Below are 24,802 nucleotides of genomic sequence, written 5' to 3'. Positions count from 1 at the left end.
CCTGCGACAGCGCCCCGCTAAGCTGCGGTCTTTCTTTCCGGATATCACTCATGGCCAAAGCCAAGACTGCCTATGTCTGCACCGAGTGCGGTGCCGAGCACTCCAAGTGGCAGGGGCAGTGCATTGAGTGCGGGGTCTGGAACACATTGAGCGAGATCGTGCTGCAGCCGGCGGTGAAGTCGGTCGGCGCGGCGCGCAACAGCGGCTATGCCGGTGCGGCCGCAGGCGCGCCGAAGGTGACGCCGCTGACTGCTGTGGCGCAGACGGCTGAACTGCGCACGCTCACCGGCATTGGCGAGCTGGATCGTGTGCTTGGCGGTGGTCTTGTCGATGGATCGGTGGTCCTCATTGGCGGCGATCCGGGAATCGGCAAATCGACGCTGCTGTTGCAGATGCTCGGCACGATAGGTGCGCAACTGCCCAGCGTTTACGTGACCGGTGAAGAGTCCCTGGCCCAGGTGGCGGCGCGCGCGCAGCGCCTGGATCTCCCGCTGGCGCCGTTGCATGTGTTGGCCGAAACCTGCATCGAACGCATTCTTGAGCAAGCTGTCTCGACGCGTCCGCGCGTCCTGGTCATCGACTCCATTCAGACGATCTGGACCGAACTGCTGACGGCGGCGCCCGGCTCGGTCAGTCAGGTGCGTGAGGCGGCCGCCAAGCTCACGCGGTTTGCCAAGGAAACCGGCACCTCGGTATTCCTTGTCGGCCACGTGACCAAGGAAGGTGGCATCGCCGGTCCGCGCGTGCTCGAGCACATGGTCGATGCGGTGCTTTATTTTGAGGGCGAATCCGGTAGCCGGTTCCGCGTGCTGCGAGCGTTCAAGAATCGCTTTGGCGCGGTAAACGAGCTTGGCGTATTCGCCATGTCGGAGAAGGGGCTGCGCGAAGTCCCCAATCCTTCGGCGATCTTCCTGTCGGCGCATGCCGGGCCCACGTCAGGCAGCGCGGTGATGGTCACGCGCGAAGGAACGCGTCCGCTGTTGGTGGAGGTGCAGGCGTTGGTCGACCAGTCGTCGCTGGGTAATCCCCGTCGTGTGGCATTGGGCCTGGAGCAGAATCGCCTGGCCATGTTGCTGGCGGTGTTGCATCGCCATGGAGGCGTGGCAGCTTACGATCAGGACGTGTTCGTCAACGTTGTCGGTGGCATTCGTGTGCAGGAAACGGCAGCAGATTTGCCCGTGCTGCTGGCCGTGCTTTCGAGCCTGCGCGACCGGCCCTTGCCCGAGAAGACCATCGCCTTCGGTGAAGTGGGCCTGTCGGGCGAAATCCGCCCGGTGCCCAATGGCGAGGAACGCCTCAAAGAGGCGGCGCACCACGGCTTCCAGCGTGCCATCGTGCCCAGGGCCAATGCGCCGAAGAAGGGGCGGGTGGGCGACATGGAAGTGGTATCGGTGGAACGACTGTCGCAGGCGATCGACGCCTGTCGTTGAGCTGCTGGCGTTGCGCTGGCGTGAATTGGGCGCGTGCAGCCCGGTGCAGCCCTGCATTCGGCATCACGATGGCTGATCGTCATGTCGGCGAAGGTCGCGTTCAGCGCTGCGGATCTTCGTGGCGAGTCTGCTGATTCAAGCCGTCATGCCGACCTGGGCCGGCATCCGGTAGCGTCAGGCCAGGGCTTGAGCGTTGCCAGGCCTCCCTATTCGGGCGGCAGCGCTGCAAACGCCTGCAGTCCCTCTGCGCGCTCTGAGAGCGCAGCAAGCGTCGGAAATTGCTCAGGAGTGACCAGGTCCGGGCGAATCAGCTGCGTGAACCGCCATGCCACGGCCACCGTCACATCGGCCTGGCTCAGCACATCGCCAAGCAGCCATGGTGTCCACCCCTGGGCATCCCGTTCGAGCGCGGTGTAGGCCGCCATCAACTGGGACTCCACCCGGTGCACCCAGTTGGCGTCACGACGGGCTTCATCGCGCTTGCCTTCGTAGATGATCTGAACTGTCTTCTCGGCCGCGACCAGGCCCAGGCCAATCAGGCGCAATGCGCGCAGGCGTTCTGCTGGATCGGCCGGCATCAGGCTGGGGCCATCCCCGACGGTCTCGGCCCAGTCGATAATCATGGACGAATCAACCAGCAAGCCGCCGTCATCGCCGACGAGCGTCGGTGCCTTCACCAGGGGATTGATCGCTTTGAACTCGTCGTAGTTGCGGAACACGGACAGCGAGCGGTGTTCAAAGGGGATGCCACGCAGTCGCAAGGTGATGGCGGCGCGACGGACGAAGGGGGAGTCGAGCATGCCGATCAGTTGCATAACGTGGTTCTCCGTCAGGCAGTGCGATGAAGGATCAATTCAAGAACGGCCTTGGTGCCGAAGAATGCCAGCACCAGCAAGGCCATGCCGACCAGGGTGAGATTGACGGCGCTGCGGCCGCGCCAGCCATACCGCCAGCGGCCAAACAGCAGCGCGCCGAAAATCAGCCAGGCCACGATCGACAGCACGGTCTTGTGGACAAGGTGCTGGCCGAAGAGGTTGCCGATGAACAACGCACCGGTGACCAGGGTCAGGGTCAGCAGCACGAAGCCAGCCGCTATCAGCCGGAACAGCAGGGATTCGGTCAGCGTCAGCGGGGGCAGCGCGCGTAGCCACGGGCCAAACTGGCGGTGGCGAAGCGCGCGTTCCTGGACAGCCAGCAGGATGGCCAGCACCGCGGCAATCGACAGGACGCTGTAGGCGAGCAGGGCGACCGTCACGTGCAGCTTGATCTGCCAGCCCATCGGCAAGGGTGCCGTGGTCGGGGCCGCATAGCTGTCGATGCCCAGCAGCAGCGCCGCAAGCGGAAAGACGATGACACCGAGCGCCGCCACAGGGCGATTCAGGTTCACCAGCAGCGTGATCGCCGATACCACGCACGCGATCAGCGAGAGGGCCGCGAAAAAGTGCAGGTCCAGGGCGCCGCGATGCATGCCCAGCAGGATGCCGGCATGGATGAGCACCGCTGAGCCCGCCAGTGCCAGGGCCGAGCGGGCCAGGGGTTGCCCGCCGCCCAAAAGAGGCCGGGCGAGCCCACCCGCTGCGGCGAGGTAGAGAACGATGGCGAGGAAGGCGAAGAGATGAATGGCCATGACGGGCCAGTGTCGCATGGCCCCGCGACAAGGTGAATGCGGCACGGGCGCACTCCGTTATACTGGTCCACTTTCCCCCGGTCGTCTGTCGCCATGTTCGAGTCGCTCAGCCAACGCCTGTCCGCCACCGTCAACCGCCTGCGCGGTCGTGGCCGCCTGACGGAAGAAAACATCCGCGAGTCGCTGCGCGAAGTGCGCATTGCGCTGCTGGAGGCCGACGTCGCCTTGCCAGTGGTGCAAGCACTCATCGAGCGCGTGAAGGTGCGTGCGGTCGGCCAGGAAGTGCTCAAGAGCCTGAGCCCGGGTCAGGCCCTGGTGAAGGTCGTCAGTGACGAACTTACCGCCGTCATGGGCACGATCAACACCGAACTGAACCTGGCACAGCAGCCGCCGGCGGTGGTGCTGATGGCGGGTCTGCAGGGTGCCGGCAAGACCACCACGGTCGCCAAGCTCGCCCGTTTCCTGACCGAGCGCAAAAAGAAGAAAGTCATGGTGGTGAGCTGCGACGTGTATCGTCCGGCCGCTATCGAACAGCTCCGCACGCTTGCCGAGCAAGTGGGCGTGAAGTTCTTCCCGTCCGAAGCGGGCCAGAATCCGGTCGATATCGCCAAGAACGCCATAGCTGCCGCACGTCGCGAAGTGGTGGACGTGCTGTTGGTCGATACCGCCGGTCGACTGCACGTCGACGAAGCCATGATGGCCGAGATCAAGGCGCTGCACGCCGCGATCACCCCGGTCGAAACCCTGTTCGTGGTCGACTCGATGACCGGCCAGGACGCGGCCAACACCGCCAAGGCCTTCGCCGAGGCCCTGCCGTTGACTGGTGTGGTGCTGACCAAGACGGACGGTGACGCGCGCGGCGGTGCCGCGTTGTCGGTGCGTTACGTGACGGGTCGTCCGATCAAGTTTCTCGGCGCCGGTGAAAAAACCGATGCGCTGGAGCCGTTCCACCCGGATCGCGTTGCGCAGCGCATCCTTGGCATGGGCGACGTGTTGTCGCTGGTCGAGGAAGTCGAGCGCAAGGTCGATCAGGAAAAGGCCCAGAAGCTTGCCGAGAAGGTCATCAAGGGCAAGCGCTTCGACCTCAACGATATGCGCGACCAGCTCGAGCAGATGTCGAACATGGGTGGCCTGGCGGGCCTGATGGACAAGCTGCCTGGCGTCTCCAGCCTGCCTGAGAATGTGAAATCCAAGGTCAATGACGGTGAGATCAAGCGCATGGTCGCGATCATCGGTTCGATGACCAAGAAGGAGCGTCGCCATCCAGACCTCCTCAACGGCTCACGCCGTGCCCGCGTCGCCAAGGGTTCCGGTGTCCAGCCGGCCGACGTCAACCGCCTGCTCAAGCAGTACATGCAGATGGAAAAGATGATGTCGAAACTCGCCAAGGGTGGCTCGAAGGGCCTGTTGCGCCAGATGCGCGGGGCCATGAAGGGCATGGGTGGCATGGGCGGTTTGCCGCCCATGCGGTAAAGCCGCCAGCTTCGCTGGCTGTGAACGGTAAAGTCGCGGGCTGGCGCCCGCCGTGAACGGAAAGGGCGTTGTTTTCCCGCTTTTACCTGTTCGCAGGCGGCGCAGCCGCCGACATCCCCGTTCACGGCAGGCGCAGCCTGCGACTTCACTGAGTTAACAGGGCTTTACACCCGCCCCAACCCTCCTTACAATGCTGCGTTTACCGCGCCCGTGCTCGGGCGTGCTGCCGGGTCCTCCGGCAACTCTGGAGCTTTTACTTATGGTCAAGATTCGTCTTTCGCGCGGCGGCGCCAAGGGCCGTCCGTTCTACCACGTCGTCGTTACCGACCAGCGCAACAAGCGCGACGGTCGCAACATCGAGACCGTGGGTTTCTACAACCCGGTTGCTTCGGGCAAGGACAAGCGCCTTGAGCTGAACGTCGCTCGTGTCAACGAGTGGATCGGCAAGGGTGCCCAGCTGTCCGATAAGGCTGCTGCGCTCCTGAAGGAAGCCGGCAAGCTGCAGGCTGCTGCCTGAGTATGACGGCAGCCGGCCGGCGCGTCCTCGTCGGACGCATCGTCGGGCTGTACGGTGTGCAGGGCTGGATCAAGCTCGAATCCTGGACCGAGCCCCGCACACAGATCTTCAAGTACCAGCCCTGGCTGCTTACGTCGGCGCCGGGCGGGGAAACGGAGATCAAGGGAATCAAGGGTCGTCCGCAAGGCAAGGGGCTTATCGCTCAACTGCCAGGCATCGATGATCGTGAAGCGGCGGCAGCATTGATCGGGCAGGACATCTACGTCTCCCGTGAACTGCTGCCTCCTCCCGGAAAGGACGAGTATTACTGGGTCGACCTCGAGGGTCTCGAGGTTGTAACCACGGAGAACGTGGTGCTGGGGCGGGTGAGTCACCTGTTTGCCACTGGCGCCAACGATGTCGTGGTCGTAAGGGACGGCGAGCGTGAGCGGCTGGTCCCCTTCGTCCAGGGAACATATGTGCGGTCGGTGGACTTGTCCGGCGGTCGCATGGTGGTGGACTGGGACCCTGAATTCTGACGGCGCCCGCGCCGGAATGGGAGTTTTAGGGTCATGCGTTTCGACGTCGTTACGTTGTTCCCCGACTTCGTGCGCCAGTGTGCCGCTGTAGGTGTCGTGGGCCGCGCGCAGCAACGCGAGCTGCTGCAGGTGGAAACCTGGAATCCGCGCGATTACGCCACCGATAATTACCGTACCGTGGACGGCCGCACCTGTGGCGGTGGACCCGGGATGGTGATGCTGATCGAGCCTTTGCGTGCAGCCCTTAAGGCGGTACGTGAGGCGGCACCGGAACCGGTGCATGTGATTTACCTCAGTCCCCAAGGGGCGAGGTTGACGCAGAAGCGGGTGGAAGCACTGGCAAAGATGCCGCGCATTGCCCTTCTCTGTGGACGTTACGAAGGTGTGGACGAGCGTCTGTTGACGCACGAGGTCGACGAAGAACTGTCGATCGGCGATTATGTACTGTCTGGCGGAGAGCTGGGCGCTGCAGTGATCATCGACGCAGTCGGCCGCTTGCAGGACGGAGCGCTCAACGACGCGCAGTCGGCGCAGCAGGATTCGTTCTCGGACGGGTTGCTGGATTGTCCGCACTACGCGAAACCGGTGCAGCACGCACTGGGGGATGTACCGGAAGTGTTGCTTTCCGGCGATCACGCGGCCATTCGCCGCTGGCGCCTGAAGCAGGCTCTGGGACGAACCTGGTTGCGACGCCCGGATCTCTTGGTGCAACGCGAGTTGGATAAACAATCCCGCGCGTTGTTGGATGAATTCCGCCGCGAACATGCGCGGCAAAACGATGCGGCAGAGTAAAAGCCGCAGCAATTGATATCAGACAGGTGTTGCCATGAACAAGATCATCGAACAGTTCGAAGCCGAGCAGATCACCCGCCAGCTGCCGGAATTCGGCCCTGGTGACACCGTGGTGGTGAACGTGAAGGTGAAGGAAGGCAATCGCGAGCGCGTCCAGGCGTTCGAAGGCATTGTCATCGCCAAGCGCAGCCGTGGCCTGCACTCCGCCTTCACCGTGCGCAAGATTTCGCACGGCACCGGCGTGGAGCGCGTGTTCCAGGCTCACAGCCCGGCCATCGAGTCGGTGCTGGTGAAGCGTAAGGGTAAGGTCCGCGGCGCGAAGCTGTACTACCTGCGTGGCCTGGAAGGCAAGGCTGCCCGCATCAAGGAAGACGTCGCCGCCGCTGCCGCCGCCAAGGCTGCCAAGGCCGCTGCCGCCGAGTAATTCACCTGCGGATCGCTTATGCGGTCTGCTGGTTGAAACGCATAAGCCCATGGATGCGAAAGCGTCCGTGGGCTTTGTCGTATGTGGGATTTCACTCGCTTTGCGAGCTGTGAAGTCGCTCACTTCGTGAGCTGTAAACAGGTGAGAGCAGGGCGCACTGAGGTGACGGCGTGCGCTGAGGGTGCAAGCGAATCCTGGGTTCAGGCATAGCAAGGAAGTGCAAAACTCCCTTGAGTTGCTCTTCCCCTTCACAGGCCGCGCAGCCGACGACATTCACCCTTTACAGCGGGCGCAGTTCGCGACGTCCCCGCTCCAAAGTTGCCGAAAGTTGTTCACTTTGCGAGCTGTAAAGCCGCTCACTTCGTGAGCTGCAAACGGGGAAGAGCGGGGGCATGGGGTGATCGTGCGCGCTGAGGGTGAAAGCGCATCTTGAGTTCGGGCCACGGCCCAAGATGGGATTCGAGCTAGAGAGTCAAAAACTTACCTTGCTCGCTCTTCCCCATCACAGGCGGCGCAGCCGCCGACATTCACCCTTTACAGCGGGCGCAGCCCGCGACGCCCCGCTCCAAGTCGCGCGAATGCGCTCTTACCCTTTACAAGGCGGCGCAGCCGCCGACCATCACCGTTCAGAGCGAGCGTAGCCCGCGCCCACCACGCCCACCCGCCCCATCAAGGCGAAATGAGGAGCCGCTGCGGTTCCTGCAGGAAGTTGCCCTGCACGAAGTCCACGCCGCAAGCGAACAGCAGGGAAGTGCTGGCCGCATCCTCCACCCATTCGGCGATGGTCAGCCGCTTGATCTCGCGGGCCTCGCGGCACAGATCGGCCACCTTGCGCTGGCTTTCCGGCTGCTGGGGCAGATTCGACATGTAGCTGCGGTCGATCTTCAGGTAGTCGGCATCGATGTGATTGAGCAACTGGAACGAGTTGAGGCCCGAACCGAACTGCTCGAGCGCGAACTGTCCGCCCAGTTGCTTCCAGCTGCGCACGAACTCCTGAGCCGGGCGCAGTGACGTCACGACCTTGCTCTCCGTCATCTCGAGCACGATCTTGCCGTGGCGCAGATTGGCCTGACGCAGGCGATTGCCCAGCCATGGCAGCAACTGGTCATCCTGCAGCGAGCTGGCCGTGAGCTTGACGAAGAAAGTTGTCGGCTGGCCGAACTTCTCGCGAGCGATCAGTGCCTGGATCGTCTGGTTAAGCACCCAGCGGTCGATCGCGGGCGTGAGGTTGTACTTTTCGGCGATCGGCAGGAAGAAACCAGGCAGCACTTCTCCCTGTGGGCCATTCAGGCGCAGGAGGATTTCCGAGAATTCACCTTCGGCGTCCTGCAGGCTGATGATGTGCTGGTGGTACAGCACGAACTCGTCCTGGGTGAGCGCCTGTTGGAGCAGGGCCAGCCAATAGCGCTCGCGTTCGGCATCGGCCTTTTCGCGGGCGAACGGGTCGTGCAGCTCGCTGCGGTTGCCACCGAGACTCTGCGCGTTGCGCAGTGCCTGGCTGGCCTGGTCGAGCAACAACTCCGTGTTCGCGTTCTTCTCGCCAAGCAGGCTGCCGCCGATGCTGGCGGTGATGGTGAGCGAGCGCGTGCCGACGTCGAAAATGTCCTTGGCAATGCTGTTTTGCAGCTGGGTGATCCACTCGCGGATGCCTTCATCGTTGCGCGAATGCAGCACCACGCCGACCGTGTGCTCGGCCAGCAAGCCGGCCGTATCTTCGAGCCCCAGCAGCGCATTGATGCGACTGGCAAAGGCGGCCAGCAACTCGTCGGCCTTGCCAAGACCGATGCCGGCGACGATGTTCTGCCAGCTGTCCGGCTCGATCAGCAACAGCGACTGGCCCTTGGTGCCTTCCGTTGCGGCGGCCACGGCCTGGTCGATGCCTTCGAGCATGCGGGCGCGGTTGAACAGTCCCGTCACCGGATCACGCTGCAGCTGTTCCAGCACCGCATGGTCGACTTGCTGGCGGCGGAAAATGATCTGGAGGCAAGGTTCGCCTTCGAACGTGGCGTGGCTGAATTCGGCCGTCGCCTTGAAAGCGGTCGCGTCGGCACGACGGGCCTGCAGCTCCATGCGATTGCTGGCTTTCTCGCCCCGCGATAGCGCCTTGAGGGTCGCCTTGAACGCGTCCGCGTCGGTCGAGCCGATCATGTCGAGCACCGGCAGGCCCATCAGGTCGTCGAATTCGGCGTAGCCGAACGTCTCGAGGTAGGCCTGGTTGGCGCGGACGTGCATGCCTTCGTGCACGTAGGCGATGGCGTCGTTGGAGGAGTCCAGCAGGGTATCGCAGCGGCGCTCCGACTCCTTGAGCGCGGTTTCGAGGCGGCGCATCTGGCGGCGGGCGTTCAGCGCGTCGAACTCGCGCTGCACCACGGCCATCAGCTGCTTTGGATGCGGGCGCAGGGCGATACTGCGCGCACCCTTTGAAAACAGGTCGGCGACCGCCGCGTTGTCGATCTGGGAAACCAGGGCAATCAGGGAAAGATCGCGGCCATTGCCGTCGAGCAGGCGGACCACCTCGGCCATCGGAAGCGTGTCGAGCGAAGGGTCGTACAGAACGACGTCCGGACCCAGCTCATCCAGGGCCGCTTGCACCTGATCGGCGCTCGTGGCGCGCGCAGGACGAACGGCAATGCCGTTGTTGCGCAGCAGGCTGATGATTTGTTCCGCGTCTTCGACCGACTTTTCGATGAAAAGAATCTTGATGACCAGGTCTGTCTTCATTGGCACGTAGCGCTGTCCGTGATTCGCCCGATCGGGCAGTGCCGGGTGGAGGCCCCCGCGTCCGACACCGTGAACGGGTTGTAAACGATTCCGATGACAACTGCCAGCGGAAAAATCCCGGGGGATGCTCTGATTCACGCTTCGGCCGTGGCGACGGCTCCCCCAGCCTCGCCATCCTAACCCTGGATACGGTCGTCCTTAATTACACCGGGCGCTTGGATGTGTCCCCTGCGACTTCGCGCACCAGCCTGGGTACGAGGAAGCCCGGCAGCGTGGCCCGGAGATCCTCGATCAGACCCAGGGCGCGTGCGTCGTCCACCTCGAAATGCGCTGACCCCTGCACCCGGTCGAGCTGGTGCAGGTAGTAGGGCAGCACGCCCATGGAAAACAGGCGCTCGGACAAGGCGTGCAAGGTGGCCGCATCGTCGTTGACGCCCCGCAGGAGCACCGACTGATTGAGGACGGTCGCGCCGGCCTCGCGCAGGCGCGCACAGGCGGCTGCGACGTCATCGTCCAGTTCCTGCGCATGGTTGGCGTGGAGCACGACCACCTTCTGGAGCGGAACCGAGGCGAACCACGCGTGGAATGCGTCGTCGATGCGCTCTGGCAGCACCACCGGCAAGCGCGTGTGGATTCGCAAGCGAATGACATGCGGAAGCCGGGTCAGGCCCGCCGTCAGTTCCTCGAGTTTGGTCGTGGACAGGGCCAGCGGGTCTCCCCCGGAGAGGATCAGCTCCCGAATCGACGGGTCCTCGGCGACGTGCTCCAGCGCTTTGCGCCACTGGCCGGCGGCCGCCATCTCGTCCCCGTACGGGAAATGGCGACGGAAGCAGTAGCGGCAGTTGATGGCGCAGCTCCCACTGGCAACCAGCAGGGCGCGCCCGTCGTACTTATGCAGAACGCCCTGGGCGGCGCGTGCATTCATGTCGCCCACCGGGTCCATGACGTAGCCGGGAGGGGCATCCAGCTCCGCCAACTGGGGCAGGACCTGAAGCAGCAGCGGATCGGCAGGATTGCCCGGTTCCATGCGCGCCACGAACCCGCGCGGGACGCGCAGGGCGAATCCCGCGTCATCCGCTGGCAGGCGGTCGCCCAGGTGCCCAAGGCCGAGGAGGCCGAGCAGTTCATGGGCATCGGTGACCGATTCACGCCAAAGCTGGCGCCAATCCGGGGTGGCGGCCGGTGTAATGCGGGCGCCGGTGCTTGCGGTTATCATATTGGGTCTTGAGTCGGGCTCCTGGCCCGTAACAAGCCTATTCTAGCTGCCCTCAGGCGGCACCACATCTGGAGCACAAACCGAATGGCCACTGCCGGTCTCAACGACGTCAAGAAGGGCATGAAGATCCTTCACAACAATGACCCGTGGGTCATCACCGACGCCGAATTCATCAAGCCCGGCAAGGGTCAGGCGTTCACCCGCATCTTCATCCGCAACCTGAAGACGGGCCGCACCACCGAGCAGACCATGAAGTCCAGCGACTCCTACGAAGTCGCCGACGTCGTCGACACCGACATGCAGTACCTCTACTCCGACGGCGAGTTCTGGCACTTCATGCACCAGGAAAGCTTCGAGCAGCACCAGGCCTCGAAGACGGGTGTGGGCGACGCCGCCAAGTGGCTCAAGGGCGAGGAAGAGTGCGTGGTCACGCTGTTCAACGGCGAAGTCATCTCCGTGCAGCCACCGAATTTCGTGGAACTGAAGATCACCGAAACCGATCCGGGCCTGCGTGGCGACACGTCGGGCGGCGGCGGCAAGCCGGCCACCCTGGAAACGGGCGCCGTGGTGCGTGTGCCGCTGTTCGTGACCACGGACGAAGTGATCAAGGTGGACACCCGTACCGGCGAATACGTGAGTCGCGTAGGAAAGTGACGTAGCAACCCGCGCCTTTGGCGCGGCTTCTTGCTACGTCATCCCCGCGCAGGCGGGACAAGCCCGCAGGGCGCAGAACGACCGAAGGTCGGCCCCAAAGGGGCGAGCGCAGCGAGTAATCCAGTGAGGTACGGCGTGCGAGGCACTCAGACCGTTAGTTGCCTTTACATCGCCGCGATAACTCGCCGGACATCATCAAGGCTTCACCGCCAGTTGAACCAAAGACCCATCAAGGTCGACGCAAATCGCCCGGCAAGTTGAAGACGCCAGGCACTCATGGGGCGGCCACCGCAAGGTGATCCGCCCCATGTCGTATTCACACCAGAAGAAGCGAGCCGAAGGATGAGCCAGACCACTCCCCAGTCGATCGATCTCCTTATCGAAGCGCATTGGGTCGTTCCCGTCGAGCCGCACGGCGTTGTGCTGGAGCAGCATGCCGTGGCCGTGCAGGCCGACAAGATCGTGGCGATCCTGCCCATCGCCGAAGCCCGCGGCGCCTATGCACCGCGCGAGCGCGTCGAGCTGGGCGACCATGTGCTGATCCCTGGCCTGGTCAACAGCCACACGCACAACCCGATGACCCTGCTGCGCGGGCTGGCCGATGACCTGCCGTTGATGGTCTGGCTGCAGGATCACATTTGGCCTGCCGAAGCGAAGGTCATGGGTCCGGAATTCGTGCGCGACGGCGTCGAACTGGCCGTGGCCGAAATGCTCCGCGGTGGCACCACTTGCGCCAACGAGAATTACTTCTTCCCCGACATCATCGGTGCCACTTACCGTCGCCTCGGTTTTCGGGCGGTCGTCGGCTTGCCCGTGATCGATTTCCCCACGGCCTGGGCCAAGAGTGCGGACGAATATTTCGAGCGCGCCATCGAAGTGCACGACAGCTTCCTCGGCGATGCGCTGATCACCACCACCTTCGCACCGCACGCGCCTTACACCGTGTCGGATGAGAGCTTCGAACGCATCCGCGTGCTGTCCGACCAGCTCGATATCCCGGTGCATCTGCATACGCACGAAACCGCGCACGAAGTGGAAGACGAAAAGAAAAAGTCCGGCCTGCGCCCGTTCCAGCGGCTGCAGAAGCTTGGCCTGGTCAATGATCGCCTGATCGCCGTGCACATGACCCAGATGACGGATGGCGAAATCGCCGCCTGCGCTGAGGCGGGTGTATCCGTCGTGCATTGCCCCGAATCGAATCTCAAGCTGGCGTCCGGCTTCTGCCCGGCGGAAAAGTTGCGCAAGGCGGGCGTGAACGTCGCGATCGGCACGGACGGCTGCGCCTCGAACAACGACCTCGACATGTTTGGCGAGATGCGCACCGCGGCCATGCTGGCCAAGGCCGTCGCCGGCGATGCGGCCGCCTTCGACGCGGCTTACGCACTTCGTGCGGCGACGCTCAATGGCGCGCGTGCCGTGGGTCTCGAAGACCGCATCGGTTCCATCGAAGTGGGCAAGCAGGCCGATCTCGCCGCCGTGCGTTTGTCGGAGCTCGAAACGCAGCCGCTCTATCACGTCGCGTCGCAGCTTGTTTATGCCACCGGCCGTCAGCAAGTCACTGACGTGTGGATTGCCGGGCGTCGCAAGCTGGCCTCGCGCGTGCTGGTGGATATGGATGTCGATGCCATCCTTGGCCGCACGCACGCCTGGCGCGAGCGCATCGCGGCCCACGCCTGAGGATTGACGACATGCAGCGATTCCTGGTCATGGCGATCCGACGTCCCGATTGCGATCCGGACGTCGTGCAGCCTCACAAGGATTACCTCGAAGGCCTGCGCGCCGGTGGCACGCTTGAGCTGAGCGGGCCGTTCGTGGGGCAGGGTGGCGGTGCCTATCTGCTTCGCGCGGCATCGCTGCAGGAAGCCGTCGACATCGTCCACGCCGACCCCGCGTACACCAGTGGCGGCTGGGATCTCACCGTTTACGAATGGCAGGCGCGTTAACATACGCACCATGGCAAGCCCGCTCATCGAGGATCGCATCATGCAGGCCGCAAGCAACGTCAGCCCCGAAGAAATCGCCCGTTTCGGCAAACTTGCCGCGCGTTGGTGGGACCCTGATGGTGAATCGCGTCCGCTGCACGACCTCAATCCCGTGCGCGCCGGCTACGTAGCGGACCGTGTGCAGCTTCGAGGCGCCCGGGTGGCCGACGTCGGCTGTGGTGGCGGCCTCCTGAGCGAGGCGCTGGCGCGCGCGGGTGCACAGGTAACGGGCATCGATCTGGGCGAAAAGGTCATCGACGTTGCGCGCCTGCATCTGCACGAGTCGAACCTCGAGGTCGACTATCGCGTGCAGTCGTCGGCGGAACTTGCCGCCGGTGAACCGGAAAGCTTCGATGCGGTGTGTTGCATGGAACTGATCGAGCACGTGCCGGATCCCGAGGCGCTGGTCGCCGATCTGGCCGCGATGGTCAAGCCGGGCGGCATGGTCTTCATGTCGACCATCAACCGCACGCCTGCGGCATTCGGCGCGGCCATTCTCGGCGCGGAATACATCACGCGCATGTTGCCGCGCGGCACGCACCATTATTCGCAGTTCCTCAAGCCTTCCGAGCTGGGTCGCCTGTTGCGTCACGCCGGCCTCGAGCTCGAGGATGTCCGTGGCCTCGGTTACAACCCGATTTCGCGCAAGGCGTGGCTGAGCCGTTTCACCGCGGTGAACTATGTGCTCAGCGCACGCAAGCCGGCATGAAGACGATGCCAACGGACGTCCAGGGCGTCCTGTTCGACCTCGACGGTACCTTGCTCGACAGCGCCATCGACCTGCACGCCGCCCTGGTGGCGCTGTGCGCCGAGGAAGGTGAGCCGCCGCCCGCTTTCGAGCCGGTGCGCGAGGTCGTGTCGCGCGGTTCGCGGGCTATTCTGGAACGCGGTTTTCCGAACCGTGATGCCGACCAGCGACTGGCTCTGGTCCCGCGTTACCTCGAGATCTACCAGCGTGACATCGCCAACCACACGCGGCCCTTCGAGGGCATCGACGAGTTGCTCGCGCTGATTGAATCGCAGGGCATCAAGTGGGGCATCGTCACCAACAAGCCTGGCTTTCTGACGGATCAACTGGTGACCTATCTCGGTTGGGCGGTGCGTGCCGCCGCGGTTGTCTCCGGCGATACGCTGCCGGTGAAAAAGCCGGATCCGGCGCCTGTGCATCTGGCATGCGAACAGGCAGGCCTCGATCCGTCGAAATGTCTGTTCGTGGGTGACGATCGCCGCGACGTCCTGGCCGGTGCTGCTGCCGGGATGTACACGGTCGCCGTTGCATGGGGCTACCTCGATGGTGGCAATCCGCACGAGTGGCAGGCGGACTGCGTGATCGACGCTCCCTCACAGCTGACCCGCCTGTTGCGTCGCGAGCAGGCAACCGCATGAGTGCCGCGCAGGACCAGGCGGGGCCGCTGCAGAGTTACATCGACAAATGGCTTGCGGTGCAGCCGCGGCAGCGCGTCGCCCTGGCTTTCGTCGATGCGTCGCAGCTTCCGGGGCACATCGCGCTCGCCGCCTGGGAGCAGGAGCTGCTGTCCGCGGCCTACGGCATACGCGAGCCGCATGTGGCGGCCGTCAAGCTCAACTGGTGGGCGGAAGAGCTGGCCGGCGCAGCTGCCAGTGGTGGCCGGCATCCCCTGACCCAGGTGCTGTTCGATGATGAACGCGCCCATGCGATTCCGACCCAGCAGTGGCTGGCGCCGGTCCTTGCCGCCATGGCGCAGATCGAAGAAGGCACGGCCGCCGACTTCGCCTCGCAAGTGACCGCCGGCTCGCAGTTGCATGGCGCGCTGGCGGACCTGGAAACGGCGTGGTGGTACGGCGCCTCTGCGTCGTCAGAGCGCAGCGCCCGCATTGCCACGCTTTCCCACGTCCTGTTTTCACTGCTGCATCTTGAAGACGATGCCGAGCGCGATCGCCTGCCGCTACCCATGTCGCGCATGGCGCGATTCGGGCTCAGCCGACAGGACCTCCGCCAACCGGGAACGGCGCGTGACCAGGCGATCCGGGCCCAGCTCGTCGACCTGGCGCAGGCCTGGAAAGCCGTCGACAGCCTGCCGGGGCCGCTCAGCGTGTTCCGTGCACTGGAGTCGAAGGGCGGCCAGGCTGCCGTACGGAGCGCATTGGGCTCTGACCAGCCGTTGAAGGCACTCACGCTCGGACAGGTGCGTACCGGCCCGGCGGTCGCGTGGCAGGCCTGGCGGGCCGCCAGACAATGGAAGAAGCAGGGCGGCTGAACCGCCAAGACGCATTGTTTCCCTGGTGCGACTATTGCGGGGCAGGGACTTGCCCCAACATGGGAGGAGTCACGGCGATTTTTCGCCTGCAAGTCATAGGATTGGATCATGTACACGCAGGAAAACACGGCACGTCTGCTGCCTGATGTCGCTGTCCACGCCCAACCGCACCTCGCGGGCGCGCTGGACTGGGTTGGCATGGACGGGATCGAAGTGCCGGTTCGTTTCGATGGCGGCGACGGTGAGGTCGTTCGCGCGAGTGCGCGGGTTGGCGCCTTCGTCAATCTGAACCGGCCTGACAAGCGCGGCATCCATATGTCGCGCCTGTACTTGCAGGTGGAAGAGGCGCTCAGCTCGCAGACGCTCAGTGCGCAGTCTCTGCATGACCTGCTGCGCGGTTTTCTGGGCTCCCACAAGGACCTGTCCGACCGCGCCTGCCTCAGCATCCGTTTCGAGCACCTGGTACGCCGCCCGGCCCTGCGCAGCGCCAACAGCGGATGGCGCGCCTACCCGGTATGCATCGAGGCGAGCCTCACGGGCGACGAGTTCCTGCTGGAGTTCGGCACCGAGGTCATTTACTCGTCCACCTGTCCGGCCTCGGCGGCCCTGTCTCGCCAGTTGATCCAGGACCAGTTCGGCAAGGATTTCGCGCCCGGTGAGCCGCTCGATCACGCGGCCGTGCTGGCCTGGCTGGGCTCGGAGCGCGGCATTGTGGCCACGCCGCATGCACAGCGCAGCGTGGCTCGCCTGCGCGTGCGCATGAACACGGGCGCGCCGTTCAACCTGATCCATCTGATCGACAGCGTCGAACACGCGCTCGGTACGCCAGTGCAGACCGCCGTCAAGCGCGAGGACGAGCAGGCGTTTGCGCTGGCCAATGGCGGCAACCTGATGTTCTGCGAAGACGCTGCGCGCCGGATCCAGAAGGCCCTCGACGCCGACGCCGCACTGGCTGACTTCCACGTTCGCGTGGAGCATCAGGAAAGCCTGCATCCGCACGATGCCGTGGCCTACGCCAGCAAGGGTGTGGAAGGCGGCTTCGGCAGCGAAAAGCGCTGAAGGGCGACGACCCGTGCATAAGGAAAGAGCGCGCCAAGGGGCGCGCTTTTTCGTTCAGGGGCCCGGTGGTGCGATGCCCGGCAACAGCAAGGGATCCAGGCGGACCCCGAACCAGTTGAAGCCCCAGTGGACGTGCGGTCCCGTCGCGCGGCCGGTCATGCCGGCCGCGCCGATCACCTGGCCCTGTCGCACCTGCTGGCCGACTTTCACGTCCAGCCGTGACAGATGCAGGAAATTGGAGCTTAGGCCGTAGCCGTGGTCGAGCAGCACGGTGCCGCCGGTGAGGTAAAGATCCGGCTGCGCAAAGGTCACGACGCCACCAGCGGGCGCTTTCACCGGCGTGCCGGTCGGAACGGCGATATCCATGCCCGAATGAGGTGCCTTGGGGTCGCCGTTGTAGATGCGCTGGTTGCCGAAGCGCCCGCTGATCCGTCCCTGCACCGGCCAGATGAAGCCGTGCGTGAAATCTTCACGGTCGTCGTCACGATCGCGCGCGGCGGTGACTTCGGCCTGTTCGCGGGCGATCCGTGCGGCGATCTCCGGCGGCGGATTAACCGTTTTAGATGGCACGCCGTTGACGCGCTCGATCGGCCAGTCACGTGGCAGCACTGGAATTCGGATCGTTTCGCGACGACCGTTCGCATGCGTGAGGTTCACCACCAGCGGGCCCTTTTCATCCCGGCCGGCACCGAACACCACCATCCCGTCGCTGCCGACACGCACCTCCTTGCCGCCGACGTTCACGCGCGTGACGTCAGGCAAAGTGGCCATGACCAGGCCGCCTTGCGAAAGCTCCGTCGGCAAGCGGGATGGCGTTGCAGCGTGAGCCCCTGTGCCCGCGAGCAGCGCCAGCGCACCGAACCACCATGCCTTCATCGATCGAAGGCCAGTCGCTTGCCGCGCACGGCCTCGTTGACGGAGCTGCCATCCCACACGCGTTCGCCGTTGACGAAGGTCATGGCGATCGAACTGTTGAAGGTGGTGCCCTCGAACGGCGACCAGCCGCACTTGGACAGCACTTCCTCGCGTCGCACCGTATGCGGCTTGTTCGGATCGACCAGAACGAGGTCGGCCGCATACCCTTCGCGCAGGTAACCGCGGTCCTGGACGTCGAACAACGTCGCCGGGGCATGCGTCACCGCTTCCACCACGCGCTCCAGGCTCAGCTTGCCTTCGAAGACGCGCTGGAGGGCGGCCTGCAGCGCGAACTGGACCAGCGGCAGGCCCGATGGCGCCTTGTCGTACTTCTGCGCCTTTTCCTCCAGCAGATGCGGAGCGTGGTCCGTTGCCAGCACGTCGAGTCGGCCTTCGGCCAGGGCACGTGTAATCGCTTCCCGATCGGCGGCCGTCTTGATCGCCGGGTTGCACTTGATAAGGAAGCCCAGGCGCTCGTAGTCATGATCGTCGAAATGCAGGAAATGCACGCAGGTTTCGGCCGTGATGCGCTTGCCCTTGATCGGGCCCGGCTGGAACAGCGCAAGCTCGTCCGCCGTGGAGATGTGCAGCACGTGCAGGCGGCTGTTGTATTTCTGGGCCAGGCTGATGGCCAGACGGGTCGACTTGATGCAGGCCTCGCGCGAGCGGATCAGCGGGTGCTCCCAGGCGGGGATGTCCTCGCCGTATTTTTCGCGCGCCTTGGCGTGCAGCGCGTCAATCATCGGGGTGTCTTCGCAATGCGTGATGATCGGCGTGGGGGCGTCGCGGAAAATGCCGTCGAGCACGTCGGGATTGTCGACCAGCATGTTGCCGGTCGAGGCGCCCATGAAAATCTTGATGCCCGGCGCGGCCTTGGGGTCGAGGGCGCGAATCGCTTCGAGGTTGTCGTTGCTTGCACCCAGATAGAACCCGTAGTTAACGGCCGACACTTCGGCGGCGCGCGCATACTTCGCTTCGAGTGATTCGCGGTCCAGCGCGGGTGGACGGGTGTTGGGCATCTCCATGTAGCTGGTGATGCCGCCGGCGGCGCAGGCGCGGGATTCGTGCCAGATATCGGCCTTCTGGGTCAGGCCCGGTTCGCGGAAGTGCACCTGGTCGTCGATCATCCCGGGCAGCAGCCAGAGCCCGCTGGCGTCGATCACCTGTTCGCCGGGTTTGGCGTCCAGTTCGCCGGCGATGGCGTCAATGCGCCCCTGGCGAACGCGCAGGTCGGCGTGAAAGCGTCGGCCCTCGTTGACGATTTCGGCGTTCTTGATCAACCAGTCAGTGGACATGGGGGTTTCCATGGGTTCGGCATCGGCGGAAAGTAAACTGCTCGGGTACGGGGTCCTCGCCGCCTTCGCACAGGGGCTGGCAGCGAAGGATGCGCCAACCTGACAGCAGGGTGCCGCGAAGGGGGCCGAAGCGGGCGACCGCAATCCGTGCATAATCGGAGCAGCTGGGGTAGAAACGACAACGTGGACCCAGCAAGGGGCTGAGCCAGCGCTTGTAAAGTCCGATCAGGAAAAGTAAGAGTCGGGTCACGACGGTAGGCGCTGCCAGATCAACATTCGGCACAGGTTTGCAAGTATTCCAGATACAAGGTTGCCGGTGTAAGGCGCATGGGCTATAACACCCGGCCGCCAAGGCCAAAATGGTGAAGGGATATGGCGAAAACGACGCGTAGTGCGACAACTGCCAAGGCGCCTAAAGGAAAGACGGCGACCAAGGCAAAAGATGTCAAGTCCAGCAAGTCGAAAGTAGCCGCGAAGGCGGCGGGTGCATCGCGCAGCAAGGCACCAGCGAAAAAGGCGCCGGTGAAAGCTGCGCCCGCGAAGAAACCCGTCGCGAAAAAAGTTGCCGCCAAGCCCGTCGCCAAGAAGCCTGTAGCCAAGAAAGTCGCCAAACCGGCCGCCAAGAGCGCCCCGGTGGCAAAGAAAGTCGTTGCGAAACCGGCGCCGAAGAAATCGGCACCGGTCAGCAAGCCGGCAGCCACGAAGGTTGCCCCCAAGAAGCCGGCAGTAGCAGCGCCCAAGAAGGCAGCCGCTCCCGCCAAAACAACCCAGAAGGTCGTTGCCAAGCCGGTCCAGGCGGCCAAGGTAGCCCCGGTCAAAGCACCGGAGCCCAAGGTCACCAAGGCACCGGCGGCATCGTCTAGTAGCAAGACAACGAAGGCAGCCCCCGAGCCCGTGAAGGCGAAGCCGGCTGCTGCAGTCGCCGTGGCGCCCCCGCGCGTGGCTACCGCCACCGCCCGCCATACCCCATCCAAGAAACAGAAGACCCCGCAGTCCTCGATGAATAGTTCTACAGCCGTACTCGACAATGGCATTACGAAGGAAGACGGGCGTTACGCCCTGCCTTCGACGACCTCCATCGATCTCCCGAAGGGCTATCGCCCGTCGGCCGACGAGGAGTACATGAACCCGCGCCAGCTCGCTTTTTTCCGCAACAAGTTGCGCGATTGGCGTGACCAGCTGGTGGAAGAGTCGCGCCAGACCATGGAAAACCTCCGCGACGAGGTCCGTGACGTGGGCGACGAAGCCGAGCGCGCTACCCGTGAGACCGAAAACTCACTGGAACTGCGCACCCGCGACCGTTACCGAAAGCTGATCTCCAAGATCGACAAGGCCCTGCGCCGCATCGAGGAAGGTCGCTACGGTTACTGCGAAGAGACCGACGAGGAAATCGGAGTGGAGCGCCTTGAAGCCCGCCCGATCGCCACCTTGTCGCTCGACGCGCAGGAGCGTCGTGAGCATCTGCAGAAGCAGATGGGCGATTAAGTTTCGTCTGGCGGTGCGCTGAACACGAAAAGCCCCGCCTTCGCGGGGCTTTTCGTTCTGTGAGGCCGGGCGCTTCGCGCCCTGTTAACGGGGAACAGTAAACGGGAAAGCATAAGAGCGAGATCGAGCCGCTTACGCTCAGCTTTTACCGTTCACCGTTCACCGTTCACAGGCGGCGCCAGCCGCCGACCTACCTCACCCAGCCGCCGCGGCGTACGCCTTGAGCTTGGCCAGCATCGCGGCCAGGCCGTTCGATCGCGTGGGCGACAGATGCTTGGCCAGGCCGATCGCTTCGATGAAGCGTGGCTGCGTCGCCAGGATGTCCTTGGCGGAACGGTCCGAATAGACGCGCAGGACCAGAGCGATCAGGCCTGAGACGATGGCCGAGTCGCTGATGGCCTGGAAATGCATGCGTGTGGCGTCGCCGCTGGGGACGAGCCAGACCATCGACTGGCAGCCGTGGACGCGGAAGTCCTCGGTTTTCAGGTCTTCGGGAAAGGCCGGCAGCTGTTTGCCCAGGTCGATCAGGTACTGGTAGCGATCGGTCCAGTCACCAAAGAACGCGAATTCGTCGACGATGTCCTGTTGCGCCTGCTCGGCGCTGGGCGATGCGGAAATATTCATTCGGACATTATCGCGCGAATGCGTCCGCCTCTGCCGCATGGCAGCAGAGGCGAATGCCTTCAAAACCTGAGACTCAGGCTTTGACCACGCTCCAGCGCGTGCCTTGGGCACCGTCTTCGATCGCGACGCCGAGCGCTGTCAGTTCGTCGCGAATGGCGTCGGCGCGCTTGAAGTCGCGATTCGCGCGCGCCTGCCGGCGTTCTTCGAGCAGGGCTTCGACCTGGTTGGCGTCGATCTCGGTACCCGCTGCGTGCTTGAACCAGGCTTCGGGGTCTTGCTGTAGCAAGCCGAGCAGGGCGCCGCCACCCAGCAGGGCGGTCTTGGCTTCGCTGCGGGATTCCGGCGTGGCCGCCTGACGCGCGGCGTCCGCCAGCTGGGACAGCTCGGCCAGCGCCTGCGGCGTATTCAGGTCGTCCGAAAGTGCTGTCTCAATCGTTGCAGGCACCGGCAGCTCACCCGGCGCCACGGGCACGTCCGCCAGGTCGCGCAGCACGCGATACCAGCCGTCGAGCGTGCTCACCGACTGGGTGATGGCGGCGTCCGACCAGTCCAGCGGCTGGCGATAATGGCCGCGCAGCAGGACAAGCCGCAGGGCTTCCGGCGGATGTTGCTGGAGCAGGGCGTGCACGTGCAGCACGTTGCCCAGCGACTTGGACATCTTGCGGCCGTCGAAGGTCAGCATGCCGTTGTGCAGCCACCAGCGGGCAAAGGTCTTGCCGCCGTGGGCGCACGTGGACTGGGCAATCTCGTTTTCGTGGTGCGGGAACTGCAAGTCCACGCCGCCCGCGTGAATATCGATGGTTTCGCCCAGGTGCGCCTCGCACATGGCCGAGCACTCGATGTGCCAGCCGGGGCGACCGATGCCCCAGGGGCTATCCCAGCCGGGCAGGTCGGGCGTCGAAGGCTTCCACAGGACAAAATCACCAGGATTCTTCTTGTAGGGGGCGACCTCGACGCGCGCTCCGGCGATCAGATCTTCGGTGTCGCGGCCGGACAGGGCACCGTAGTCGGCAAAGGTCGACACCTCGAACAACACATGACCCTCGGCCTCGTAGGCGTGCCCACTGGCGATCAGGCTCTCGATCATGGCAATGATCGGGGCGATGTGGGCGGTGGCCTTGGGCTCGATATCCGGCGGCGCAATGCCCAGGCCGGCCATGTCCTGGCGGTAGGCTTCGGTGAAACGGTCGGTGATGACGCTGATATCGCAGCCACGTTCCTTGGCGGCGGCGTTGATCTTGTCGTCAACGTCGGTGATGTTGCGGGCATAAACCACGTTCGGGTAATGCCGGCGAAGTAGTCGGGCCAGAACGTCGAAGACCACCGGGCCGCGGGCATTGCCGATATGCACGTAGCTGTAGACCGTGGGGCCGCAGACGTACATGGTGACCCGCTCGGGATCGGCCGGGCTGAAGGGCTCTGCGCGGCGAGTCAGGCTGTTGTAAAGCGAAATCGGCATCGACGGGTTCCGTTCCGGTGGGGCAGGCGGCACAGGCGCCCGGGCCAGCCCGGCATCATAACAAGGAGAACAGGGCGGCTAGACTCAGATTTCGCAGGAGTTGGCCAAGGGATGCTGAATCCGTCGTTCGGAAGAGGCCGATTCTAAGGTGCGATTCAGACTGTTTTTGTTGGAATTCACATAATGCGCACAGAAGCGCCCGAAGCCCCTGCCCGGAGGGTCGTAATGACCAAATGGTTTGTTTCCGCGCTGGTGCTATGTCTCATGGTTACCAGCGTCGCTGCGCAGGATGCGCGTTACCCGAACGATGACAACACCCACTATGGCTGGGCGGACGTCTTGCGCGTGGATCCGGTGTATGGCGTCGCCCGCACCGAAGTGCCGCGCCAGGAGTGCTACGACCAGCAGGTCGTGCGCCGCGACCCGGGTACGGGCAGCGCGGCCGGCACCATCCTGGGCGCCGTGGTCGGCGGCGTCCTCGGCAATACAGTGGGCAAGGGCGACGGTCGTCGCGCCGCCACGGTGGCCGGCGCCGTGGCCGGCGGTGCCGTGGGCAACAGCGTCTCCCGCAATGGCGGTGGCGACTACGAAACCACCGAAACCCATTGCCGCCAGGTCAGTGCAGTGAGCGAGCAAAGGCGTATCATGGGCTACGACGTCGAATACCGTTACCGCGGTGAGGTCTACGTTTCGCGGCTGAACTACGATCCCGGAGAGCGCCTGCGCGTCCGGGTGAGCGTGTCCCCGGCCGATTGAGCCGGACGAGTCGTAGGGGAGTCCACCGCCGCCGCCTTCGGGCGGCGGCTTCTTTTGTGGGGCCGGGCGATGGCGCGCCCTGTGAGGCCGCCCGCTGCGCGGGCTGTGAAGCCGCGCCTTCGGCGCTGTAAACGGTAAACGGTAAACGGAAAAAGCGATGCGGACGGTCGCCCGAGCTTGCTCTTCCCCGTTCACCGTTCACAGCCCGCGCAGCGGGCGGCCTCACAGGGCGCGCCAGCGCCCGCCCCCACCCTGTTGCGCTGCAACTAAAATGGCGGCATGATGGGCGCTCACCTACGGAAGTCTCATGTCCTCAGCCGTCTATACCGCCAACGTCCTGACCAGCGCCCGCATGGCAGCTGGGATGACGTCGCGTGCTCGCCGACCGCTGATCCGACATTCGGCCGGGTAGGCTGTCGCACGCATTTCACATGCATGTACGACAAAAGAAACCCGGCCCTCGAGCCGGGTTTTTTTGTTTCTGGATTTTGCGGTTCCCGTGGTACCGGCCTTGGCCGGGGTTGTCCTTAAGGTTCTGGTTGCGAACGGATCGACGTGAGCTGGCAGGGCTGATTTTTCGAACTGAACAATTAAAGGCATCACGTCATGACGCTTCGCCATTTCCTTACCACCCAGGATTACAGCCGACCGGAGATCGACGCTCTCCTGGAGCAGGCTGCCCAGTTCAAGCGCTCCCCGCGTGGCCAGCAGATGGCCGGCAAGTCGGTGGCGCTGCTGTTCTTCAATCCTTCGATGCGTACGCGCACCAGCTTCGAGCTGGGCGCCTTCCACCTCGGCGCGCACGCCATCGTGCTGTCGCCCGGCAAGGACGCGTGGCCGATCGAGTTTGACGTCGGCACGGTGATGGATGGCGATACCGAAGAGCACATCGCGGAAGTGGCGCGCGTGCTGAGCCGGTACGTCGACCTGATCGCCGTGCGCGCGTTCCCGAAGTTCCAGGACTGGTCGGTCGATCGCGAAGACAAGGTCATCAAGGCCTTCGCCCAGTACGCGACGGTGCCCGTGATCAACATGGAAACCATCACCCATCCCTGCCAGGAACTCGCCCACGCGCTGGCGCTGAAGGAACACCTGGGCAACCTGCAGAACAAGAAGTACGTCCTCACCTGGACCTACCATCCCAAGCCGCTCAATACCGCGGTGGCCAACTCCGCGCTGCTGATCGCCACCAAGATGGGCATGGATGTGACCTTGCTGTGCCCGACGCCCGATTACGTGCTCGACGAACGCTACATGGCCTACGGCTACGAAAACGCCAAGGCCAATGGTGGCTCGCTCAAGATCAGCCATGACATCGAAGAGGCCTATAGCGGCGCCGATGTCGTCTACGCGAAGAGCTGGGGGGCACTTCCGTTCTTTGGTCGCTGGGAGCAGGAAAAGCCGATCCGCGACGCCAACAAGCACTTCATCGTGGATGAAGCCAAGATGGCACTGACCAACAACGGCCTCTTCAGCCACTGCCTGCCGTTGCGTCGCAACGTGAAGGCCACCGATGCCGTGATGGATTCGCCGGCCTGCATCGCCGTCGACGAAGCCGAGAACCGCCTGCACGTGCAGAAGGCCGTCATGGTCTCGCTGCTCGGCCAGCGCTGACCGA

25 protein-coding genes are annotated in these 24,802 nt (G+C 64.2%); 16 read left to right on the top strand and 9 right to left on the bottom strand.

The window, feature by feature from the left end; all coding sequences use genetic code 11:
* Positions 1–50 precede the first annotated feature (50 nt).
* The gene (gene radA / locus EYV96_RS07055; protein ID WP_131150736.1) at positions 51–1,430 is read left to right on the top strand and encodes a DNA repair protein RadA; all 1,380 of its coding nucleotides are present in this window, start codon (positions 51–53) and stop codon (positions 1,428–1,430) included.
* Positions 1,431–1,636: 206 nt separating this feature from the next.
* Here radA and EYV96_RS07050 read toward each other — a convergent pair whose 3' ends face one another.
* Entirely contained in the window at positions 1,637–2,245 is a 609-nt protein-coding gene (locus EYV96_RS07050) for a glutathione S-transferase family protein (RefSeq protein ID WP_131150735.1), read from the bottom strand.
* 14 nt (positions 2,246–2,259) lie between these two features.
* Positions 2,260–3,057 (bottom strand): cytochrome C assembly family protein, encoded by a 798-nt coding sequence (locus EYV96_RS07045; protein WP_131150734.1) that lies wholly within the window; start codon positions 3,055–3,057, stop codon positions 2,260–2,262.
* Positions 3,058–3,150: 93 nt separating this feature from the next.
* Here EYV96_RS07045 and ffh point away from each other — a divergent pair, with 93 nt between their 5' ends.
* The 5 genes from ffh (at position 3,151) to rplS (ending at position 6,781) form a co-directional block, all read left to right on the top strand.
* A complete protein-coding gene (ffh, locus tag EYV96_RS07040) occupies positions 3,151–4,530 on the top strand; it encodes a signal recognition particle protein (RefSeq protein ID WP_131150733.1) in 1,380 nt (459 codons plus the stop codon).
* A 259-nt stretch (positions 4,531–4,789) separates the two neighbouring features.
* Entirely contained in the window at positions 4,790–5,047 is a 258-nt protein-coding gene (rpsP, locus tag EYV96_RS07035; protein ID WP_131150732.1) for a 30S ribosomal protein S16, read from the top strand.
* A gap of 2 nt (positions 5,048–5,049) precedes the next feature.
* Entirely contained in the window at positions 5,050–5,565 is a 516-nt protein-coding gene (rimM, locus tag EYV96_RS07030; protein WP_131150731.1) for a ribosome maturation factor RimM, read from the top strand.
* 33 nt (positions 5,566–5,598) lie between these two features.
* Positions 5,599–6,357, top strand: a complete 759-nt coding sequence (gene trmD, locus EYV96_RS07025; protein WP_131150730.1) for a tRNA (guanosine(37)-N1)-methyltransferase TrmD — start codon at positions 5,599–5,601, stop codon at positions 6,355–6,357.
* A gap of 34 nt (positions 6,358–6,391) precedes the next feature.
* A complete protein-coding gene (gene rplS / locus EYV96_RS07020; protein ID WP_131150729.1) occupies positions 6,392–6,781 on the top strand; it encodes a 50S ribosomal protein L19 in 390 nt (129 codons plus the stop codon).
* 669 nt (positions 6,782–7,450) lie between these two features.
* Here rplS and EYV96_RS07015 read toward each other — a convergent pair.
* Both EYV96_RS07015 and epmB read right to left on the bottom strand, forming a co-directional pair.
* Entirely contained in the window at positions 7,451–9,502 is a 2,052-nt protein-coding gene (locus EYV96_RS07015; protein ID WP_131151529.1) for an EAL domain-containing response regulator, read from the bottom strand.
* 202 nt (positions 9,503–9,704) lie between these two features.
* The gene (gene epmB, locus EYV96_RS07010) at positions 9,705–10,718 is read right to left on the bottom strand and encodes an EF-P beta-lysylation protein EpmB (RefSeq protein WP_131150728.1); all 1,014 of its coding nucleotides are present in this window, start codon (positions 10,716–10,718) and stop codon (positions 9,705–9,707) included.
* A gap of 84 nt (positions 10,719–10,802) precedes the next feature.
* Between epmB and efp the strand changes: the two genes are divergently transcribed.
* The 7 genes from efp (at position 10,803) to folE2 (ending at position 16,650) form a co-directional block, all read left to right on the top strand.
* A complete protein-coding gene (gene efp / locus EYV96_RS07005) occupies positions 10,803–11,372 on the top strand; it encodes an elongation factor P (protein ID WP_131150727.1) in 570 nt (189 codons plus the stop codon).
* 342 nt (positions 11,373–11,714) lie between these two features.
* Positions 11,715–13,049, top strand: coding sequence for a TRZ/ATZ family hydrolase (locus EYV96_RS07000; RefSeq protein ID WP_131150726.1), 1,335 nt, complete (start codon positions 11,715–11,717; stop codon positions 13,047–13,049).
* Positions 13,050–13,060: 11 nt separating this feature from the next.
* Positions 13,061–13,315, top strand: coding sequence for a YciI family protein (locus EYV96_RS06995; protein WP_131150725.1), 255 nt, complete (start codon positions 13,061–13,063; stop codon positions 13,313–13,315).
* Positions 13,316–13,325: 10 nt separating this feature from the next.
* Positions 13,326–14,063: a bifunctional 2-polyprenyl-6-hydroxyphenol methylase/3-demethylubiquinol 3-O-methyltransferase UbiG gene (gene ubiG, locus EYV96_RS06990; RefSeq protein ID WP_240732361.1), complete on the top strand. Its 738-nt coding sequence runs from the start codon at positions 13,326–13,328 to the stop codon at positions 14,061–14,063.
* Positions 14,060–14,740: a phosphoglycolate phosphatase gene (gph, locus tag EYV96_RS06985; RefSeq protein ID WP_131150724.1), complete on the top strand. Its 681-nt coding sequence runs from the start codon at positions 14,060–14,062 to the stop codon at positions 14,738–14,740. The genes ubiG and gph overlap by 4 nt, the downstream gene beginning before the upstream one ends.
* Complete coding sequence (locus EYV96_RS06980) at positions 14,737–15,591, top strand: squalene/phytoene synthase family protein (RefSeq protein ID WP_131150723.1); 855 nt, start codon at positions 14,737–14,739, stop codon at positions 15,589–15,591. Before gph ends, EYV96_RS06980 begins: the two co-directional genes overlap by 4 nt.
* 108 nt (positions 15,592–15,699) lie before the next feature.
* On the top strand, positions 15,700–16,650 hold the full coding sequence (gene folE2 / locus EYV96_RS06975) for a GTP cyclohydrolase FolE2 (RefSeq protein ID WP_131150722.1): 951 nt from the start codon (positions 15,700–15,702) through the stop codon (positions 16,648–16,650).
* A gap of 54 nt (positions 16,651–16,704) precedes the next feature.
* On the opposite strand, the gene EYV96_RS06970 is transcribed toward folE2, so the two are convergent.
* The 3 genes from EYV96_RS06970 to yidD are packed head-to-tail and all read right to left on the bottom strand — an operon-like array spanning position 16,705 to position 19,128.
* A complete protein-coding gene (locus EYV96_RS06970; protein WP_131150721.1) occupies positions 16,705–17,526 on the bottom strand; it encodes a M23 family metallopeptidase in 822 nt (273 codons plus the stop codon).
* On the bottom strand, positions 17,523–18,860 hold the full coding sequence (locus tag EYV96_RS06965; RefSeq protein WP_131150720.1) for a dihydroorotase: 1,338 nt from the start codon (positions 18,858–18,860) through the stop codon (positions 17,523–17,525). Before EYV96_RS06965 ends, EYV96_RS06970 begins: the two co-directional genes overlap by 4 nt.
* On the bottom strand, positions 18,850–19,128 hold the full coding sequence (gene yidD / locus EYV96_RS06960) for a membrane protein insertion efficiency factor YidD (protein WP_240732429.1): 279 nt from the start codon (positions 19,126–19,128) through the stop codon (positions 18,850–18,852). Before yidD ends, EYV96_RS06965 begins: the two co-directional genes overlap by 11 nt.
* Before the next feature lie 104 nt (positions 19,129–19,232).
* Between yidD and dksA the strand changes: the two genes are divergently transcribed.
* The gene (gene dksA, locus EYV96_RS18755) at positions 19,233–20,345 is read left to right on the top strand and encodes an RNA polymerase-binding protein DksA (protein WP_165488618.1); all 1,113 of its coding nucleotides are present in this window, start codon (positions 19,233–19,235) and stop codon (positions 20,343–20,345) included.
* Between the two features lie 195 nt (positions 20,346–20,540).
* Here the strand turns inward: dksA and EYV96_RS06950 are convergent, their stop codons facing one another.
* Positions 20,541–20,969 carry a SufE family protein gene (locus tag EYV96_RS06950; protein WP_131150718.1) on the bottom strand — a complete coding sequence of 143 codons (429 nt, stop codon included), beginning with the start codon at positions 20,967–20,969 and terminating at the stop codon, positions 20,541–20,543.
* 73 nt (positions 20,970–21,042) lie between these two features.
* Complete coding sequence (cysS, locus tag EYV96_RS06945; RefSeq protein ID WP_131150717.1) at positions 21,043–22,428, bottom strand: cysteine--tRNA ligase; 1,386 nt, start codon at positions 22,426–22,428, stop codon at positions 21,043–21,045.
* Between the two features lie 225 nt (positions 22,429–22,653).
* Between cysS and EYV96_RS06940 the strand changes: the two genes are divergently transcribed.
* Both EYV96_RS06940 and EYV96_RS06935 read left to right on the top strand, forming a co-directional pair.
* Positions 22,654–23,184, top strand: coding sequence for a glycine zipper 2TM domain-containing protein (locus tag EYV96_RS06940; protein WP_131150716.1), 531 nt, complete (start codon positions 22,654–22,656; stop codon positions 23,182–23,184).
* 606 nt (positions 23,185–23,790) lie between these two features.
* A complete protein-coding gene (locus EYV96_RS06935; RefSeq protein ID WP_131150715.1) occupies positions 23,791–24,798 on the top strand; it encodes an N-acetylornithine carbamoyltransferase in 1,008 nt (335 codons plus the stop codon).
* The last annotated feature ends 4 nt before the right edge of the window (positions 24,799–24,802 follow it).

This window comes from Dyella terrae (genome assembly GCF_004322705.1).
Classification (GTDB): domain Bacteria; phylum Pseudomonadota; class Gammaproteobacteria; order Xanthomonadales; family Rhodanobacteraceae; genus Dyella_D; species Dyella_D terrae.
The sequence above is the reverse complement of the archived record's forward strand: the minus strand, read 5'-3'. Positions and strand labels throughout refer to the sequence as shown.

Excerpts from the sequence above, each read along its gene's own strand:
- EYV96_RS06995 (WP_131150725.1), top strand. The coding sequence starts at position 13,061 with ATGCAGCGATTCCTGGTCATGGCGATCCGACGTCCCGATTGCGATCCG.
- EYV96_RS07045 (WP_131150734.1), bottom strand. The coding sequence starts at position 3,057 with ATGGCCATTCATCTCTTCGCCTTCCTCGCCATCGTTCTCTACCTCGCC.
- efp (WP_131150727.1), top strand. The coding sequence starts at position 10,803 with ATGGCCACTGCCGGTCTCAACGACGTCAAGAAGGGCATGAAGATCCTT.
- rplS (WP_131150729.1), top strand. The coding sequence starts at position 6,392 with ATGAACAAGATCATCGAACAGTTCGAAGCCGAGCAGATCACCCGCCAG.
- EYV96_RS06965 (WP_131150720.1), bottom strand. The coding sequence starts at position 18,860 with ATGTCCACTGACTGGTTGATCAAGAACGCCGAAATCGTCAACGAGGGC.
- epmB (WP_131150728.1), bottom strand. The coding sequence starts at position 10,718 with ATGATAACCGCAAGCACCGGCGCCCGCATTACACCGGCCGCCACCCCG.
- EYV96_RS07050 (WP_131150735.1), bottom strand. The coding sequence starts at position 2,245 with ATGCAACTGATCGGCATGCTCGACTCCCCCTTCGTCCGTCGCGCCGCC.
- EYV96_RS06935 (WP_131150715.1), top strand. The coding sequence starts at position 23,791 with ATGACGCTTCGCCATTTCCTTACCACCCAGGATTACAGCCGACCGGAG.
- cysS (WP_131150717.1), bottom strand. The coding sequence starts at position 22,428 with ATGCCGATTTCGCTTTACAACAGCCTGACTCGCCGCGCAGAGCCCTTC.
- folE2 (WP_131150722.1), top strand. The coding sequence starts at position 15,700 with ATGTACACGCAGGAAAACACGGCACGTCTGCTGCCTGATGTCGCTGTC.
- ffh (WP_131150733.1), top strand. The coding sequence starts at position 3,151 with ATGTTCGAGTCGCTCAGCCAACGCCTGTCCGCCACCGTCAACCGCCTG.
- dksA (WP_165488618.1), top strand. The coding sequence starts at position 19,233 with ATGGCGAAAACGACGCGTAGTGCGACAACTGCCAAGGCGCCTAAAGGA.
- rpsP (WP_131150732.1), top strand. The coding sequence starts at position 4,790 with ATGGTCAAGATTCGTCTTTCGCGCGGCGGCGCCAAGGGCCGTCCGTTC.
- radA (WP_131150736.1), top strand. The coding sequence starts at position 51 with ATGGCCAAAGCCAAGACTGCCTATGTCTGCACCGAGTGCGGTGCCGAG.
- EYV96_RS06940 (WP_131150716.1), top strand. The coding sequence starts at position 22,654 with ATGACCAAATGGTTTGTTTCCGCGCTGGTGCTATGTCTCATGGTTACC.
- EYV96_RS07015 (WP_131151529.1), bottom strand. The coding sequence starts at position 9,502 with ATGAAGACAGACCTGGTCATCAAGATTCTTTTCATCGAAAAGTCGGTC.
- gph (WP_131150724.1), top strand. The coding sequence starts at position 14,060 with ATGAAGACGATGCCAACGGACGTCCAGGGCGTCCTGTTCGACCTCGAC.
- EYV96_RS06950 (WP_131150718.1), bottom strand. The coding sequence starts at position 20,969 with ATGAATATTTCCGCATCGCCCAGCGCCGAGCAGGCGCAACAGGACATC.
- rimM (WP_131150731.1), top strand. The coding sequence starts at position 5,050 with ATGACGGCAGCCGGCCGGCGCGTCCTCGTCGGACGCATCGTCGGGCTG.
- EYV96_RS06970 (WP_131150721.1), bottom strand. The coding sequence starts at position 17,526 with ATGAAGGCATGGTGGTTCGGTGCGCTGGCGCTGCTCGCGGGCACAGGG.
- EYV96_RS07000 (WP_131150726.1), top strand. The coding sequence starts at position 11,715 with ATGAGCCAGACCACTCCCCAGTCGATCGATCTCCTTATCGAAGCGCAT.
- trmD (WP_131150730.1), top strand. The coding sequence starts at position 5,599 with ATGCGTTTCGACGTCGTTACGTTGTTCCCCGACTTCGTGCGCCAGTGT.
- ubiG (WP_240732361.1), top strand. The coding sequence starts at position 13,326 with ATGGCAAGCCCGCTCATCGAGGATCGCATCATGCAGGCCGCAAGCAAC.
- EYV96_RS06980 (WP_131150723.1), top strand. The coding sequence starts at position 14,737 with ATGAGTGCCGCGCAGGACCAGGCGGGGCCGCTGCAGAGTTACATCGAC.